General features: G+C 74.5%; 16 protein-coding genes and 1 tRNA gene. 8 read left to right on the plus strand and 9 right to left on the minus strand.

The genetic code is table 11. The annotated features are described in order from the left end of the window. Window positions 1–67 precede the first annotated feature (67 nt). Window positions 68–202, minus strand: coding sequence for a hypothetical protein (locus tag ABT048_RS14350; protein ID WP_350521665.1), 135 nt, complete (start codon window positions 200–202; stop codon window positions 68–70). Window positions 203–587: 385 nt separating this feature from the next. Between ABT048_RS14350 and ABT048_RS14355 the strand changes: the two genes are divergently transcribed. The 5 genes from ABT048_RS14355 to ABT048_RS14375 all read left to right on the plus strand — a co-directional run bounded on the left by ABT048_RS14355 (window position 588) and on the right by ABT048_RS14375 (window position 5,043). Then, a complete protein-coding gene (locus ABT048_RS14355) occupies window positions 588–1,049 on the plus strand; it encodes a hypothetical protein (RefSeq protein WP_350521666.1) in 462 nt (153 codons plus the stop codon). A gap of 364 nt (window positions 1,050–1,413) precedes the next feature. Then, a complete protein-coding gene (locus ABT048_RS14360) occupies window positions 1,414–2,007 on the plus strand; it encodes a class F sortase (protein WP_350521667.1) in 594 nt (197 codons plus the stop codon). 170 nt (window positions 2,008–2,177) lie between these two features. Beyond that, window positions 2,178–3,047 carry a hypothetical protein gene (locus tag ABT048_RS14365; protein ID WP_350521668.1) on the plus strand — a complete coding sequence of 290 codons (870 nt, stop codon included), beginning with the start codon at window positions 2,178–2,180 and terminating at the stop codon, window positions 3,045–3,047. Continuing rightward, window positions 3,044–3,841: a response regulator gene (locus ABT048_RS14370; protein WP_350521669.1), complete on the plus strand. Its 798-nt coding sequence runs from the start codon at window positions 3,044–3,046 to the stop codon at window positions 3,839–3,841. Before ABT048_RS14365 ends, ABT048_RS14370 begins: the two co-directional genes overlap by 4 nt. Next, window positions 3,838–5,043: a sensor histidine kinase gene (locus ABT048_RS14375; protein WP_350521670.1), complete on the plus strand. Its 1,206-nt coding sequence runs from the start codon at window positions 3,838–3,840 to the stop codon at window positions 5,041–5,043. The genes ABT048_RS14370 and ABT048_RS14375 overlap by 4 nt, the downstream gene beginning before the upstream one ends. Before the next feature lie 65 nt (window positions 5,044–5,108). Here the strand turns inward: ABT048_RS14375 and ABT048_RS14380 are convergent. Then, window positions 5,109–5,182: transfer RNA gene (locus ABT048_RS14380), tRNA-Thr, on the minus strand. A 281-nt stretch (window positions 5,183–5,463) separates the two neighbouring features. On the opposite strand from ABT048_RS14380, the gene ABT048_RS14385 reads away from it, so the two are divergent. The 3 genes from ABT048_RS14385 (at window position 5,464) to ABT048_RS14395 (ending at window position 8,218) form a co-directional block, all read left to right on the plus strand. After that, window positions 5,464–6,561, plus strand: coding sequence for an ABC transporter ATP-binding protein (locus tag ABT048_RS14385; RefSeq protein WP_350521671.1), 1,098 nt, complete (start codon window positions 5,464–5,466; stop codon window positions 6,559–6,561). Window positions 6,562–6,809: 248 nt separating this feature from the next. Continuing rightward, window positions 6,810–7,265 carry a hypothetical protein gene (locus ABT048_RS14390; RefSeq protein ID WP_350521672.1) on the plus strand — a complete coding sequence of 152 codons (456 nt, stop codon included), beginning with the start codon at window positions 6,810–6,812 and terminating at the stop codon, window positions 7,263–7,265. A gap of 44 nt (window positions 7,266–7,309) precedes the next feature. Further along, window positions 7,310–8,218: a nucleotidyltransferase family protein gene (locus ABT048_RS14395; protein ID WP_350521673.1), complete on the plus strand. Its 909-nt coding sequence runs from the start codon at window positions 7,310–7,312 to the stop codon at window positions 8,216–8,218. 139 nt (window positions 8,219–8,357) lie between these two features. On the opposite strand, the gene ABT048_RS14400 is transcribed toward ABT048_RS14395, so the two are convergent. From ABT048_RS14400 to ABT048_RS14430, 7 genes are all read right to left on the minus strand, one after another. After that, window positions 8,358–9,947: a DoxX family protein gene (locus ABT048_RS14400; RefSeq protein ID WP_350521674.1), complete on the minus strand. Its 1,590-nt coding sequence runs from the start codon at window positions 9,945–9,947 to the stop codon at window positions 8,358–8,360. 360 nt (window positions 9,948–10,307) lie between these two features. After that, a complete protein-coding gene (gene rlmB / locus ABT048_RS14405) occupies window positions 10,308–11,300 on the minus strand; it encodes a 23S rRNA (guanosine(2251)-2'-O)-methyltransferase RlmB (protein WP_350521675.1) in 993 nt (330 codons plus the stop codon). A gap of 137 nt (window positions 11,301–11,437) precedes the next feature. Then, on the minus strand, window positions 11,438–12,832 hold the full coding sequence (gene cysS / locus ABT048_RS14410) for a cysteine--tRNA ligase (protein ID WP_350521676.1): 1,395 nt from the start codon (window positions 12,830–12,832) through the stop codon (window positions 11,438–11,440). Between the two features lie 96 nt (window positions 12,833–12,928). Continuing rightward, the gene (locus ABT048_RS14415; protein WP_350521677.1) at window positions 12,929–13,324 is read right to left on the minus strand and encodes a PPOX class F420-dependent oxidoreductase; all 396 of its coding nucleotides are present in this window, start codon (window positions 13,322–13,324) and stop codon (window positions 12,929–12,931) included. 192 nt (window positions 13,325–13,516) lie between these two features. Next, entirely contained in the window at window positions 13,517–13,990 is a 474-nt protein-coding gene (gene ispF, locus ABT048_RS14420; RefSeq protein ID WP_350521740.1) for a 2-C-methyl-D-erythritol 2,4-cyclodiphosphate synthase, read from the minus strand. Between the two features lie 61 nt (window positions 13,991–14,051). Then, on the minus strand, window positions 14,052–14,777 hold the full coding sequence (gene ispD, locus ABT048_RS14425; protein WP_350521678.1) for a 2-C-methyl-D-erythritol 4-phosphate cytidylyltransferase: 726 nt from the start codon (window positions 14,775–14,777) through the stop codon (window positions 14,052–14,054). A gap of 360 nt (window positions 14,778–15,137) precedes the next feature. Further along, window positions 15,138–15,620 (minus strand): CarD family transcriptional regulator, encoded by a 483-nt coding sequence (locus ABT048_RS14430; RefSeq protein ID WP_014136563.1) that lies wholly within the window; start codon window positions 15,618–15,620, stop codon window positions 15,138–15,140. Between the last annotated feature and the right edge of the window lie 221 nt (window positions 15,621–15,841).

Raw genomic sequence — 15,841 nt, forward strand, 5'->3', positions numbered from 1 at the left:
GACGAGTCCAGCCCGAGGGAAGTGGCCGGGCCGTTGCCGGCCCGGCCCTGACAGGACGGCGGAGCCGTCAGTGCCGCGAGTTGCTTCCATGACGACGGCGGCGACGACGGTCGTTGGTCTTCGAGGTCCTGGTCTCCTTGCCGGTACCGGTCCGCTTCCGCGGATGCCGCATCGCCGGCACCAGGTTGGCCAGCATGCTCATCACTGCCACCTCTCTGTAGGTCGTTCGATCCCCACCCAGGGATACGCGCCGGCGGGCGGGAGCACTCACCGGCCGTCGATGCGATTCGGCGGCCTTCGCGAACCGGACGTGACGGGACGGCTGGCGGCCGTTACACACCCGATGGGCCGCCGTGACACGACCGGCCGAGGACCGCGACACGGCCCTCCTACCGTCACTGTCGACGCCCCGGCCGAACGGGCCGACCGAACCAGCGGGGCCGGACCTGCCGGTCCCCGGCACCGGCACCCGGCCCACCGGCCGGAGGGCGTCCGCGACGAGGACGTGCGCGTCCGGCGCCGACCGCGAACGTCCTCGGCCACGAGCGCGACCGACGTACCCCACCGATGCAGATGGAGAACACCGCATGAGCAGGAGCCGTACCGACCGCACGCCCGCCCGCCGTGTCCTGGCGGCCTGCGCCCTGACCGGCGCCGCGCTGCTGGCCGCCGTCACCGGCGGCCAGGCCTGGGCCGACGGCGCGCCGAAGACCGCCACGCCCACCCCGGGCGTCGTCGCCTCGCCGGCTGCGGCCGCCGTGCCGACCGCCACCCCGGCACCGGCCGACCCGAAGGCTCCGGCCCCCGTCGCCACCCCCTCCCCGGCCCGCGGCGCGGAGTCCCCGAAGGCCGTGCCCGCTCCGCAGGCCCCCAACGGCACCCAGCCGCAGGTCCGCGAGGTGCCGAAGGGCGCCGCGCAGGCCGGCGACGGCTCCGGTGCCACCGACGGCTCCGGCCTGATGCTCGCCGGCGGCGGCGCCGTCGCGGCCATCGGTGCCGGGGCGCTGGGCTTCGCCGTCCTGCGCCGCCGCTCCGGTGCGCGCGGCTGACACCGGTCCCGAGTCCGCCGGGCACCCCGGCGCCGTCCCCCCGCATCCGGCCGGTCGGGGGGACGGCGCCGGGGCCGCCCCCGCGGCGGGGACCGGCAGCCGCGACCTCGCCGGAGCCGGGCAGGCGGCCCGCGGCGGAGCCGGGCGCGGCCGCGCACGCGGACACGGAGACCGACACGAAGACCCGCGCGAAGACCGGCACGCGGAGCAGCACGCAGAGCAGCGTGCAAACTCGCGCGCAGACCGGCGCGAAGACCCGCGCGACGTACGGCACAGGCGCGCACGCGGGCGGCGCCGCGCCGCCCGACCCGCTCCGAGCGCCCTGCGCCGTACGGCCTTCGGCACGGCGGGACTGCTCTGCCTGGTGCTGGGCGCGTCGCTGGCCCTGTCCGGCCGGGAGACCCCGGTGGTGCGGATCGAGGCCTCCGGCCACGGCAGCACCGACACCGCACCGACGGCGCCCGCCACCGGGACCGCCGCGACGCCCGCCGCCACCGCCCCGAAGCCCCTCGCGCCCTCGCCCCCGACCCGCCTGCTGATCCCCACCGCCGGGGTGGACGCGCCGGTGGCCGACCTCGGTCTGAACGCCGACGGTACGGTCCAGGTGCCGCCGGCCGACCGCGGCGACGAGGTCGGCTGGTACCGCAACGGCCCCACCCCGGGCGAGACCGGGCCCGCCGTCCTGATCGGGCACTACGACACCGTGCACGGCCCGGCGGTCTTCCGGCAGCTGCCGAAGCTGCGGCCCGGCGACCCGATCCACGTCCGGCGGGCGGACGGCAGCACCGTGGACTTCAAGGTGCGGACGCTGCTCCAGGCCGCCAAGGACAGCTTCCCCACCGAGCAGGTCTACGGCGACACGCCCGCCCCCGCGCTGCGGGTGATCACCTGCGGCGGGCGGATCGGTTCGGACGGCCACTGGACGGACAACATCATCGTGCTGGCGGACCCGGCCTGACCCGCGCCGGGGCCCGGCCACCCCGGCCACCCCGCCGGGGCCCGGCCACCCCGCTGGGGCCTTCCGCCCCGTCCGGAACCGCCGGCCGCCGTCCGGGCGACCTACCAGCAGGACGGCCACGGGGGCGACGAACGGCACCGCGCCGCAGACCAGGAGGACGAGCACCGACCGTGGCAGCAACACCCCCACCCCGCCGCCGGCCCGGCGCCGTCCCCGTGGCGGCCCTGGCCGGCCTGGCCGTCCTCCTCGCCCTCGCCGCCCTGGCGTTCGGCCGGGCCACCCCCGGTGACCTGCAGGACCACGGCCCGGCCCGGACCGTCACGCGGCCGCCCGTCCCCCGGCCGCTCTGGCCGAACCTCGCCGCCTCACCGGCGCCGGCTCCGTCCCCCACCGGGACCGGCGGCACCGCCCAGGCGCCGCAGCCCGTACCGGACCTGACCGTCCCCGGGCGCGACATCACCGCGGTCGACGTCCGCACCGTCCTCGCCAAGGACCCGTCGCTGAGCCGGGAGGAGCGCCAGGCGCTCGACTCCTGCACCGGGTGCGAGGTCCGCGCCCCCGAGTTCCGCGACCTCACCGGCGACGGCCGGCTCTCGATGATCACCACCGTCGTCACGCCCGGGCCGGTGGTGCTGCACGTCTACACCCTCGCCCTCGCCGAGGACCGCCTCCTGCCCGTCCTGCGGGTGCAGGTCCAGTCGGCCTTCAGGGCCGAGACCATCGGCTCCGACCTGTGGCTGTACGAGTCGACCAGCCTCTACGTCCGCACCAGCAGCAACTACCACTGGGACGGGCTCCGGCTCGTCCTGCAGGAGCGGAAGGACGTGGGGCTCGGCGTGCTGCCGCCCACCGGCGCCGACCCCGCCCCGCCCACCGCCACCCCCAAGTCCGCCGCGTCCCCGGCCGTCGGCCCCCGTCCGACCGGATCGCCGGAACCGGCCCCCGGCGCGGCCGTCCCGTCCCCGCGCGCACCCCGGACGACCGCCCAGCCCACCGCCCAGCCCTCCGCCCCCGCCGTGTCCCCGGAGCCGAAGCGATGATCCCCGCCGCCACCACGCCCGCGCACCCGCACATCCTCCTGGTCGAGGACGACGAGGTGATCCGGGAGGCCACCCGGATGGCCCTGGAGCGCTACGGCTTCCCGGTCACCACGGCCGCCGACGGCCTGGAGGGGCTGGAGGCCTTCCACGCCGTCCGGCCCGACCTGCTCCTGCTGGACGTCATGCTGCCGCTGCTCGACGGGGTCGGCCTCTGCCGCCGGATCCGCGAGGAGAGCCAGCTGCCGATCCTGATGATGTCGGCGCGCACCGACCCGGTGGACGTGGTCTCCGGCCTGGAGGCCGGCGCGGACGACTACGTCGTCAAGCCCTTCGAGAGCGCCGTCCTGGTCGCCCGGATCCGGACGGTGCTGCGCCGCATCCGCGTCGTCCCGGCGACCGACGCGCCACCCGCCCCGGCTGCGCCGTCCGCGGACGCACCGCCGGCCCCGCCCGCCGCCCACCCACCGCTGCCGCCGGACGCCGCGGTGCCCGCGCCCTCCACCGCCGTCCGCACCTTCGACGGGCTGCTGGTGGACACCGACAGCATGGAGGTACGGGTGGACGGCCGCCTCGTCCCGCTCACCCCCACCGAACTGCGGCTGCTGCTGGAGTTCACCGCCGCGCCCGGCATCGTGCTGGAGCGCTCCACCCTGCTCGAACGGGTCTGGGACTACGAGTGGGGCGCCGACACCCGGGTCGTGGACGTCCACGTGCAGCGGCTGCGCGCCAAGATCGGCTCCGGCCGGATCGAGACCGTCCGCGGTTTCGGCTACAAGCTGCGGCGCCCCGCATGACCCTGCGCCGCCAGATCGCCACCGCCGTCGCCGCCATCTCCGTCCTGGTCGCCGTGGCCGTCGGCCTGCTGGTCCACCAGGCGATGATCCGTCAGCACGTCGACCAGGCCCGCGCCGCCGCGCTCACCGCCCTCGACTCGGCCCTGACCGGCTACGCCGACAACCGCGAGGTGGCCGGCCGGGCCGCCGCGACCGACGACCCCGCCCTCCCCGACCGGCTGCGCACCCTGGCCCGCAGCGGCCGGCAGGGCACGCTGCTCGCGGCCGACGGGACGGGCGAATCGATGTGGGCGGCCGGCCCGGTCCCGGACGGAGTGGTCTCCGTACGGGTGGACTTCACCCAGGACCGGCAGGCCATCGCCGACCTGGACCGGATCATCCTGCTCACCGTCGTCGCCGCGGTCTTCACCACCGTGCTGGCCGGCGTCCTCGTCGCGGACCGGATCAGCCGCCGCCTGCGCACGGCCGCCACCGCCGCCCGGGGCATCGCCGCCGGCGGGACGGACACCCGGATCGGCGAACTCGTCGACGGCAAGGACGAGGTCGCCGACCTCGCCGCCGCCGTCGACCTGATGTCCCGCACCCTGCACCGCCGTCTGGCCGACGAGCAGCGCTTCACCGCGGACGTCGCCCACGAGCTGCGCACCCCGCTCACCGGCCTGGTCACCGCCGCCGAACTGCTGCCGCCCGGCCGCCCCACCCAGCTCGTCCAGAACCGGGTCCAGGCCCTGCGCGTCCTGGTCGAGGACCTCCTGGAGGTCTCCCGCCTGGACGCCGACGCCGAGTCCCCCGACCTCGCCGCCGTCCCCCTGGAACGCGCCGTGCGCCGAACCGTCTCCCTCACCGGACTGGACGTCACCGTCGAGGTCACCGCCGACCGGCAGGTCCGCACCGACCTGCGCCGGCTGGACCGCATCCTCGGCAACCTGCTCCTCAACGCCCACCGCCACGGCGCCGCCCCCGTCCACCTCCGCGTCGACGGCCCCCGCATCACCGTCCGCGACCACGGCCCCGGCTACCCCGACGACCTGCTCCGGCACGGCCCCCAGCGCTTCCGCACCAACGTCCCCGAACGCGGCCGCGGCCACGGCCTCGGCCTCACCATCGCCACCGGCCACGCCCGCGTCATCGGCGCCACCCTCACCTTCACCAACCACCCCACCGGCGGCGCCCTCGCCACCCTGACCCTCCCACCGGACTGACACCCCCTCCCCCGAACGCCGAAGGGCCGGCCCGACAACACGTCGGACCGGCCCTTCCCACACGGAGCCCCCTGTCGGGTTCGAACCGACGACCCCCGCTTTACAAGAGCGGTGCTCTGGCCAGCTGAGCTAAGGAGGCACGGTGGCCGTCCGCGAGGTATCACGGCGGCACCGGGGGCAGTCTACCGGGCCGGGCTGGCGGGGTGGTGGGATATCCGGGGGTTGGTGGGGCGGGGCGGGCGTGATGGAACCGATGCCGAAATCGGGCCGGTGGGGGCTGACAAGCCGCGGAACCGCAGGTAGCGTCGCCGGGAGTCGGCTTCGTGTAGTGGTTCAGACCACTGACGGGACGACGGACAACTACACCCCCTTTACTCGGATCGTCCGGCACGTTCCTGCCGGTGAAGGAGAGCAACAACCATGGCTTCTGTCACGTACGACCAGGCGACCCGTATCTACCCCGGGGCCGACAAGCCCTCGGTGGACGCGCTGGACCTGGAGATCGCGGACGGCGAGTTCCTCGTGCTGGTCGGCCCCTCGGGCTGCGGCAAGTCGACCAGCCTGCGCATGCTGGCCGGCCTGGAGGACGTCAACAGCGGCGCGATCCGGATCGGTGACCGGGACGTCACGCACCTGCCGCCGAAGGACCGGGACATCGCGATGGTGTTCCAGAACTACGCGCTCTACCCGCACATGACCGTCGCGGAGAACATGGGCTTCGCGCTCAAGATCGCCGGCGTGAACAAGTCGGAGATCCGCACCAAGGTCGAGGAGGCCGCGAAGATCCTCGACCTCACCGAGTACCTGGACCGCAAGCCGAAGGCGCTCTCCGGCGGTCAACGCCAGCGCGTCGCGATGGGCCGCGCGATCGTCCGCCAGCCGCAGGTCTTCCTGATGGACGAGCCGCTGTCGAACCTGGACGCCAAGCTCCGCGTCTCGACCCGTACCCAGATCGCCGGCCTGCAGCGCCGCCTGGGCATCACCACGGTGTACGTCACCCACGACCAGACCGAGGCGCTCACCATGGGCGACCGGGTCGCGGTGCTCAAGGACGGTCTGCTGCAGCAGGTCGACACCCCGCGCAACATGTACGACAAGCCCGCCAACCTGTTCGTGGCCGGCTTCATCGGCTCGCCGGCCATGAACCTGGTCGAGGTGCCGCTGGTGGACGGCGGCGTGAAGTTCGGCGGCTCGGTCGTCAACATCTCGCGCGAGAACCTGGCCGGCGCCGGCACCGACAAGACGGTGACCGTCGGCATCCGCCCCGAGCACTTCGAGATCGTCCCCTCGGGCGGCATCGAGGGCGTCGCGGTGACCGTGAACGTGGTCGAGGAGCTCGGCTCGGACGGCTTCGTCTACGGCACCACCAAGATCGGCGGCGAGGACAAGGAGCTGGTCGTCCGCGTCCCCGGCCGCCAGATCCCGGCCCGCGGCGAGACCGTCCACGTGGTGCCGATCGCCAACGAGGTCCACGTCTTCGCGACCAGCACCGGCAAGCGCCTGAGCGTCTGCGACTGACGCAGCCCAGCCCACGCACGAACGCAGCGAGCGGACGCAACGAGCGAACGCAGCAAGCGGACCCCGCAAGCGAGCGATCAGCGAGCGAACCCACCGGAGCCCGTCGGACCCTCCCCGGTCCGGCGGGCTCCGCCCGTACCCCCTCCCCCCCGGGCGTCAACACGGCGCGGGGACGAACCCGGACACCGTGTCACTCGATGGTGTAACGGAGGGCGATCCGCCCCGTACCCACCGCTACTCTCCTGAGGGTGAAGCAGCTTGTGCGCCGTATCGGCCAGACCTTCGCCCTGACCCTGCCGGTCGTCCTGGTGACCACCGGCACCCTCGCCGTGACCCGGGTCCCGTGGGCCCCGCCGACCGGGCTCGACCAGCAGGTCGTGGCGGCGTCCAGCGGCGACGGCGCCGGGATCGGGCGCTCCGACAGCGCGGCCGCCACCGCGGCCAAGCCCGCCGACGGGCTCGCCCCGCAGGAGTCCCTGCGGGTGGTCCTGCTGGACGAACTGCGGGCGAAGAACCCGTCCGCCGCGCTGGACCTGCTGGAGCGCTCGATGCGCGAGCAGCCCTCGTTGACGCCGTACTGCACCTCGCTGGCCACCGAGTTGGGCAAGGCCGCGGTGCGCAAGTACCAGGGCGACGTCCAGCGGGCCCGCTCCTTCGCCCGTCCGGTCTGCGACGGGGCGTTCGCGGCGGGTGTGACGGGCTGACGCTCGCCGGTCCGTGGCCGGGGCGGCGGGCCTATCGTTCAGACATGACCGCTGACTCCGGCCCCACCGCCGACCCCGCGTCCCCCAACTCCCGGCTGTCCCAAGGCACCTCGCCCTCCGAGAGCTCCGCGGACGCCCCGGACGCCCCGGGCTCCGGGGGCTCCCCGGGCTCCCCGAGCGCTCCGCAGCCCCAGGGCTCCCCGCAGTCCCTCCCGCCCCGGCCGACCTCGACGCCGGTCACCCAGGCCGTCATCCTGGCCGGCGGCCAGGGCTCCCGGCTGCGCCCCTACACGGACGACCGCCCGAAGCCGCTGGTCGAGATCCCGGGCACCGGCACGCCGATCCTCGGCCACCAGCTGGCCTGGCTGGCCGAGGAGGGCGTCACCGACGTGGTGATCTCCTGCGGGCACCTCGCCGACGTGCTGGAGGAGTGGCTGGGCAAGGCGGACCTGCCGCTGCGGGTGCGTACGGTGGTCGAGGCGGAGCCGCTCGGGCGCGGCGGCGGGCTCAAGTACGCGGCCAGGGCGCTGCCCCGCCCGGACGAGCCCTGGTACGCCACCAACGGCGACATCTGGACCCGCTTCAGCCTGCGTGAGATGGCCGCCTTCCACCACGAGCGGGACGCCGTCGCGACGCTCGCGCTGGCCCGGCCGCGGATCCCGTGGGGCGCCGTGGAGACCGACCAGTTCGGCAACGTGCTGGACTTCATCGAGGCGCCGCCCTCGCCCTTCCTGATCAACGCCGGCCTGTACGTGTTCAGCCCGGAGTTCGCCGAGCTGCTGCCGGACGTGGGCGACCACGAGCGCACCACGTTCCCCCAACTCGCCCGCGGCAAGCGGCTGGCGGGCTACCAGCTGCCGCAGGGCGTGTACTGGCGCGCGATCGACACCGCCAAGGACCTCACCGAGGCGGCCAAGGAGCTCGCCGCCGGCGCCGGCCGCACACCCCAGTAGCGGCCGAAGCCCAGGGGCCGCCGCACCACCGGCAGCCACAACACCGACGGCGACTGCAGCACCGACCACGGCGCCGGGAAACGCCGGTCGGCCGAGTGCTCCCCCACGGAGCCCCCGGCCGACCGGCGCGTCAGCGGCCTCAGGTCGCCGTCGGCGCCCCCGGACGGGAGGCGCGGCCGTCGCCCGACAGGTCGGCCAGCGGCGCGCTGCCCAGCACCCCGCCGAGCAGCCCGGGGCCGGAGCTCGGGCTGGTCTTGGGCGCCGAGCCCGAACCGCCGGGGCCCGGGGTGCTGCGCTGGGCGGGCGCGGAGCCGCCCGCCCCGGCGGACGGGGCGCCGGTCGCCGGGGCGGAGCCCCCGCCGGTCTCCGACTTGCCGGAGTGCCCCTTGCCGCTCGGCGTCGGGGTGGCCGGCTTGGAGGTCGGCGCGGTGGACGGGGTGGTCGCGCTCGGCGTCGGGGTGGCCGGGCGCGGGGCGGCGGGCGAGGGCGTGGTGGACGGCCCCTTGCCGGCCGGGGCACCGGACGGACTGCCGGACGGCCACACCGGGGTGCCGTAGTCGGTGGCCGGGCGGGTCGGCGCCTCGTGCGCGCGGGCGCCGGTGCGGACGGCGGCGCCGAGCATCGAGCCGAGCAGCAGGGTCAGGCCGACGACGACCGTGGTGACCATCGCGCCCCGGCGCAGCACCCGGCGGCGCAGCGCCCCGGAGGCGTCCGCGCCGAACCGCCGCCAGGCCTCCAGGTTGAGCCGGCCGTCCAGCGAGGCGAACGGCGCCCCGGCGATCAGCAGCGGGCTCCAGGCCGCGAGGAAGATCAGGTCGGGCGTGTCGTAGACCGGTACGGCCCGCCAGCTGACGGTGAACAGCAGCGCGGCGGAGAGCACCATCGCGGCCCCGGCCGCGAGCCGCTGCCAGAGGCCGAGGACGGTCAGCACGCCGACCACGATCTCGGTGAACGAGACGACCAGGCCGGCTCCCACCGGGTGCGCCATGGCGAAGGCCAGGAGCGGCTCGGCGACCTTCCAGGGGTGCAGCGAGGACAGCCAGCGCATCATCGAGCCGCGCTCGCCGCCGTCGAAGTACACCGGGTCGCACAGCTTGCTGAACCCGGCGTAGACCGAGAGCGAGCCGAGGACGGCGCGCAGCGGCAGCAGCACCAGGCCGAGGTCGACCCGGCGGCCCGGGTACCAGGGCTGCCGGCCCTCGGCGTCGGCGGCGGAGACCTCGGGCAGCTCGCCGCTCGGGGTCCAGCCGTGCGGCTCGCCGACCGGGCCGACGCCGGCGTCGGTGGCGGTGCCGTTGCCCTCCCGGGGCTGGCGCGGGACGGTCCGGGCGCCGGCCAGGGACGGGATCACCTGGGTGTCCGCCTCGGCCAGGCCGACGCCGCCGCGCCCCGGCGCTCCGCCGTGGCGCACGGCCTCCAGCAGTTGGGTGGCCGCGAGGTCCCCGGGGGGCGCCTGGCCGGTCCAGGTGACGGCGGTGACCCGGCCCTTGCGGCGCTGTGCGCCACCGGCCACGGCCCCGGCCAGCGCCGGGACGGCGGAGGCGGGCACGACGACCTGCGGGGTGACCAGCGGACGGCGGATCAGGCCCTGGTTGGCGTACGGGTCGCCGAACGCGGCGCCGGTGGACAGCAGTCCGACCGGTGCATCGATCAGCGGCGCCACCGGCGCGCCGAGCCGGAGCCGGAAGCTCGCCTGGGTGCTGCTGAGCCGCGCGGGGTCCGACTCCACCTTGACCGTGTTGAGACCGGGGCCCGCGTCTATCCCGGTACTGCCGCCGCCGAACAGGGGGCGCCGAGGTGTTCTGGTGTCCACGCCCGTCTAACCGGGTGACGGCCGCTTAGGACACTCTCCCGGGTGGATGTCCGGCGCACACTTGAAGTGATCATGAAAAAAGCGATCGGGCCCGGTCGGACCCGATCGCCTTCCATTCGGACTGCGGGCAATTCGGAAGATCGCCTGCGCCCCGCCCGTCACCCGTGCTCAGGGCCCCGCCCGTCACTCGCGCTCAGGGCCCCGCCCGTCACCCGTGCTCAGGGCCCGGCGCGCACCGCCACCTTCCCGACCGCCTCCGCAGCCGCTCCGGCCGCCTCAGCGCTTGGCGCGCAGCCGAGCGGCCTCGTACAGCACGATGCCCGCCGCGACACCGGCGTTCAGCGACTCGGTCAGGCCCGACATCGGGATCCGCACCCGCATGTCGCAGGTCTCCGAGACCAGCCGGGACAGGCCCTTGCCCTCGCTGCCCGCGACGACCACCACGGGGCCGGTCAGCAGCTCCAGGTCGCCCAGCTCGGCCTCGCCGTCGGCGGCCAGGCCGACCACCATCAGGCCGGCCTTCTGGTAGGCCTCCAGGGTGCGGGTCAGGTTGGTGGCCCGGGCGACGGGCAGCCGGGCGGCGGCGCCGGAGGAGGTCTTCCAGGCACCGGCGGTCATGCCGGCCGCGCGGCGCTCGGGGATGACCACGCCGTGCGCGCCGAAGGCGGCGGCGGAGCGGACCACGGCGCCGAGGTTGCGGGAGTCGGTGACCCCGTCCAGGGCGATGATCAGCGCGTCCTGGCCGGCGTCGGCGGCGTCCGCCAGCAGGTCGTCGGGGTGCGCGTACTCGTACGGCGGGACCTGGAGCACCAGGCCCTGGTGGTTCATCCCGCCGGTCATCTGGTCCAGCTGGGCGCGCGGGGCCTCCATCAGCGGGATGCCGCGGTCGTTGGCGGCCTGGAAGGCGTCGCGGACGCGGTCGTCGGTGTCGATGAACTGCTGGACGTACAGCGCGTTGGCCGGCACGTCGCCCTGCAGGGCCTCGACGACGGAGTTGCGGCCGAAGACCAGCTCGGCGCTGCCCGCGCCGCCGCGGCCGCCCCGGCCGCCGGCACCGGCCCGGCGCATGCCGGCGCGGGCCTTGGCGTCCCGCTCGCGCTTGATCGCGGCGTTGGCGGCGCGCTGCTTCGGGTGGCCCTTGCGCTCCGCGCCGGGAGGGGTCGGGCCCTTGCCCTGGAGCGCCTTCCGGCTGTGCCCGCCGGTACCGACAGACGCGCCCTTCTTCGATCCGGGGTTGCGGCGGTTCCTGCGCTGGCTGTTGCCGGCCATGGCTGTACTTCCTGTCTGTCCGGCATGCCCGGCCGCCCCGCTTCTGTCCGGCGGCGGCCGACGGCATGCGCTACGTCATGCGGGAGGGCCGCACCGGTGCGGTACGGCCCACCCATCACCCCGATCGTCAGATGGGGTTACTGGCTGTTGATCGTCCAGCGCGGGCCGGACGGGGTGTCCTCGATGGCCAGCCCGGCCAGGCCGAGCTGGTCGCGGATGGCATCCGCGGTGGCGAAGTCCTTGCGCTGGCGCGCCGCCTGCCGCTGGTCCAGGACCAGGCGGACCAGCGAATCGACCACACCGTGCAGGTCCTCGCCGCGGTCCGTCCCGGCCCACTGCGGGTCGAGCGGGTCGAGGCCCAGCACTCCGAGCATCGCACGGACCTCGGCCAGTCGCGCCACCACGCTCTCCTTGTCGTCCGCGTTCAGGGCGCTGTTGCCCTGGCGGACGGCGGTGTGCACGACGGCCAACGCCTGCGGCACACCGAAGTCGTCGTCCATCGCCTCGGCGAAGGCCGGCGGCACCTCGGGCGCCGCGTCGACCGTGCCGCAGCGCTCGACGGCGCGCTGGACGAAGCCCTCGATCCGGCCGAAGCCGGCCTCGGCCTCGCGCAGCGACTCCTCGCTGTACTCGATCATCGAGCGGTAGTGCGGGGCCGCCAGGTAGTAGCGGAGCACGATCGGCCGCCAGGCACGGACCATCTCGGAGACCAGCACCGAGTTGCCCAGCGACTTGCTCATCTTCTCGCCGGCCATGGTGACCCAGGCGTTGTGCACCCAGAAGGCGGCGAAGTCGTCACCGTAGGCCTTGGACTGGGCGATCTCGTTCTCGTGGTGCGGGAAGATGAGGTCCAGCCCGCCGCCGTGGATGTCGAAGGCCGCGCCCAGGTACTTGTGGGCCATCGCCGAGCACTCCAGGTGCCAGCCCGGACGGCCGCGGCCCCACGGGGTCTCCCAGCTCGGCTCGCCGGGCTTGGTGGCCTTCCACATCGCGAAGTCGCGCTGGTCCCGCTTGCCGGTCTCGCCCTCGCCGCTCGGCTGGCGCAGGTCGTCCAGCTTCTGGTTGGAGAGCGCGAGGTAGTCCGGGTAGGACTTCACGTCGAAGTAGACGTTGCCGTCGGCCGCGTAGGCGTGGCCCTTCTCGATAAGGCCCTGCATCATCTCGATCATCTCGGGGATGTGCCCGGTGGCCCGCGGCTCGACGGTCGGCGCGAGGCAGCCGAGCGCGGTGTAGCCGTCGTTGAAGGCGCGCTCGTTCTCGTAGGCGATCTGCCACCACGGCGTGCCGAGCTCGCGCTCCTTGGCGATGATCTTGTCGTCGATGTCGGTGACGTTCCGGGCGAAGGTCACCTGGTAGCCGCGGTAGGCGAACCACCGCTGCATGATGTCGAAGTTGAGCCCGGAACGGATGTGCCCGATGTGAGGCGCCGACTGGACGGTAGCGCCGCACAGGTAGATCGAGACACAACCCGGTACAAGCGGGACGAAGTCGCGTACCTGGCGGGTGCTGGTGTCGTACAGACGAATGCTCACAGCGTCAAGCGTAGTGGGCAACGGGGGGTGCCCCGCCACATTCCCCGGGACGACGGTGCACGATCCCGGGGAACGGCAGGTCGCGGGCGGAACGGATCAGAGGCTGCCGACCACCTTGCGCGGGGTGAGCCGCACGATCACCCGGACGTCGTCCGGGCCGTCCCAGGTGTACTTGTCCACCCCGCGGTACTTGGCGGCCAGCTCGTCGATCAGGTCCCGGCCGCCCTCGGTGGTCATGGTGACCTCCCCGCGCGCCTCCAGGTACTCGTACGGGCTGTCCGCCGGGTTGAGCAGGATCGAGACGCGCGGGTCCCGCACCAGGTTGAGGTGCTTGCGACGGCCCTCGACGGTGGAGAACAGGATGTCGTCGCCGTCCCGCTTGACCCAGACCACCGAGGACTGGGGGCTGCCGTCGGGCTGGATGGTGGAGACCACGGCGAAGCTCTTGCCGTCGATCAACGCCTTGGCACGGTCGGAGAGTTGGGCGGTCATCTGGCGAACCTCATCTCGTCGGCGGCGGTAACGGCCCGAGGGGGAAGCCCCGCGCGGGCCCGAAGCCGAACAGTATCGACTCAGGCCCCCGCGCCAGCTGGTGAACACCCGTCAGGTGCGGATTTCTTCCGCGCCCCGCCGCTCACCGGTCCGCTCGACCGCCGCCCCACCGGTCCGCTCGACCGGCCGGCCTCAACGCCGCTCGTACACCAGGGCGGTGGCGATCGCGGCCAGCCCCTCGGCCCGGCCGGTCAGGCCCAGGCCGTCGGTGGTGGTGCCGGAGACCGAGACCGGTGCACCGGCGGCCTCGGACAGCGCGGCCTGCGCCTCGGCCCGCCGCTTGCCGATCTTCGGCCGGACCCCGACCACCTGGACCGAGATGTTGCCGATCTCGAAGCCCGCCTCGCGGACCAGCCGGGCCGCCTCGCCGAGCAGCTTCACCCCGGAGGCACCGGACCACTCCGGACGGTCGGTGCCGAAGTGGGCGCCCAGGTCGCCGATCCCGGCGGCCGAGAACAGCGCGTCGCAGGAGGCGTGCGCGGCCACGTCGGCGTCCGAGTGCCCGGCCAGCCCGACCCCGGCGTCCGGCCACTCCAGGCCGGCGACCCACAGCGGGCGGCCGGCCTCGAAGGCGTGCACGTCGGTGCCGATCCCGACGCGGGGCATCACGACGGCGGGGGCGCCGGGGGCGGCGGGGGCCTGGGGGTCAGCGGCGGGGGTCTGCGGGTCAGTAGGCATCGGCGGCCCTCCGGCGGGCGAGTACGGCCTCGGCGAGCACGAGGTCCAACGGACGGGTGACCTTGAACGCCTCCTCGTGGCCGGGCACCACGACGACCCGGTCGCCGTAGCGCTCGACCAGGCCGGCGTCGTCGGTGACCGGCGGTGCGCCGGCGGCGCCGGCGCTCTCCTCGGCCAGCGCCTTGGCGTGCACCTCGACCAGGGTGGCGCGGTCGAAGCCCTGCGGGGTCTGCACCGCGCGCAGGGTGGACCGCTCGGGCGTGTCGAGCACCGGCTCGGGGCCGCCCGGGTTCGGCTCGACCCGCTTCACGGTGTCGGCCAGCGGCACCGCGGGCACCACGGCCCGCGCCCCGGCCCGCACGGCGGCCGCGACGGCGTCCACCACCTCGACCGGCACCAGCGGACGGGCCGCGTCGTGCACCAGGACGATCTCCACGTCCTCCGGGATCGCGGCCAGGCCCAGCCGGACCGACTCCTGGCGGGTCACGCCGCCGGCCACCACGCGGATGTCCTTGCCGTCCAGCCCGTGGCTGTCCAGCAGGGCGACCACCTCGGCCACCCCGTCGGCGGGTGCGGCGACCACGACCAGGCCGACCGCCCGGCTGCGGGCCAGTGCCCGGACGGCGTGCACCAGGAGCGGCACACCGCCCAGCTCCCGCAGGGCCTTCGGGGCCCCGGGGCCCAGGCGCTCACCGCGCCCGGCGGCGGGCACCACTGCTGCTGCGACTGCTGCTGACGCGTTCAGGTTTCACTCCTTCGGCGAAGTGGGTATGGCCATGGCGTGCCCGGCGGGCGCAAGGGCCCCTTCCGAAGAACCACGGTCCGCTGCCCGCCGCACAGCTCCGCAGGACCCGTGTCCGCGCTCCGCGGGAGATCCGCGAAAGGGCGGGTACGGGAACGGTCCCACAGGCCCCGGCCGGTTCGGTGGGCCCGGGCGGGAGGCGTCGTCCGGACACGCCTCAGCGCCCGGAGTGCCACTGCACCACTCCCGGACGGTTCGTCCGAGGAGCGGCGCGCCGGCACCGGGCGCTGTGAGCGTTGGGCGGCAGCCCGACCGCATGCGGTGACGCGTGCGCTACGAGGCGAGGACCTCGTCGAGCAGCGTTTCCGCCTTGTCCTCGTTGGTGTTCTCCGCCAGCGCGAGCTCGCTGACGAGGATCTGGCGCGCCTTCGCGAGCATCCGCTTCTCGCCGGCCGAGAGGCCGCGCTCGCGCTCGCGACGCCAGAGGTCGCGCACAACCTCGGCGACCTTGATAACGTCGCCCGAGGCGAGCTTCTCCAGGTTCGCCTTGTAGCGACGGGACCAGTTGGTCGGCTCTTCCGTGTACGGTGCGCGCAGCACCTCGAAGACCCGGTCCAGACCCTCCTGGCCGACTACATCGCGCACGCCGACGAACTCCGCGTTCTCGGCGGGCACGCGGAGCGTCAGGTCTCCCTGCTGCACCTTGAGCACCAGGTAGGTCTTGTCCACACCTTTGATCTGGCGAGTTTCGATGGCCTCGATCAGCGCGGCCCCGTGATGGGGGTAGACCACCGTGTCGCCAACCTTGAACGTCATGTGACAGGACCCCTTCCGTGGCTTTCCAGAATAACACGCTTCTCGGCGCACCCGAAGGGCGTTTTCGCAGGTCAGGGCAGGTCTCGGGGCTTGACAAGCACCCCCATGACGTGCTGCGACCGGTGTTCGAGAGGGGCTTCCCGCAGGTCGGAGGCGGTTCCGGGGTTCGACGAAACCCTTGCGCAACACCCCCGCAACCATGATTGGATCTTGAGCTTTCA

This window comes from Kitasatospora sp. NPDC096140 (assembly GCF_040303045.1).
Lineage (GTDB): Bacteria > Actinomycetota > Actinomycetes > Streptomycetales > Streptomycetaceae > Kitasatospora.

What these genes read in the sequence shown, in the direction of transcription:
- ABT048_RS14350 (WP_350521665.1), bottom strand. Translation starts at nt 202, where the DNA reads ATGAGCATGCTGGCCAACCTGGTGCCGGCGATGCGGCATCCGCGGAAG.
- ABT048_RS14355 (WP_350521666.1), top strand. Translation starts at nt 588, where the DNA reads ATGAGCAGGAGCCGTACCGACCGCACGCCCGCCCGCCGTGTCCTGGCG.
- ABT048_RS14370 (WP_350521669.1), top strand. Translation starts at nt 3,044, where the DNA reads ATGATCCCCGCCGCCACCACGCCCGCGCACCCGCACATCCTCCTGGTC.
- ABT048_RS14375 (WP_350521670.1), top strand. Translation starts at nt 3,838, where the DNA reads ATGACCCTGCGCCGCCAGATCGCCACCGCCGTCGCCGCCATCTCCGTC.
- ABT048_RS14385 (WP_350521671.1), top strand. Translation starts at nt 5,464, where the DNA reads ATGGCTTCTGTCACGTACGACCAGGCGACCCGTATCTACCCCGGGGCC.
- ABT048_RS14395 (WP_350521673.1), top strand. Translation starts at nt 7,310, where the DNA reads ATGACCGCTGACTCCGGCCCCACCGCCGACCCCGCGTCCCCCAACTCC.
- rlmB (WP_350521675.1), bottom strand. Translation starts at nt 11,300, where the DNA reads ATGGCCGGCAACAGCCAGCGCAGGAACCGCCGCAACCCCGGATCGAAG.
- ABT048_RS14415 (WP_350521677.1), bottom strand. Translation starts at nt 13,324, where the DNA reads ATGACCGCCCAACTCTCCGACCGTGCCAAGGCGTTGATCGACGGCAAG.
- ispF (WP_350521740.1), bottom strand. Translation starts at nt 13,990, where the DNA reads ATGCCCCGCGTCGGGATCGGCACCGACGTGCACGCCTTCGAGGCCGGC.
- ABT048_RS14430 (WP_014136563.1), bottom strand. Translation starts at nt 15,620, where the DNA reads ATGACGTTCAAGGTTGGCGACACGGTGGTCTACCCCCATCACGGGGCC.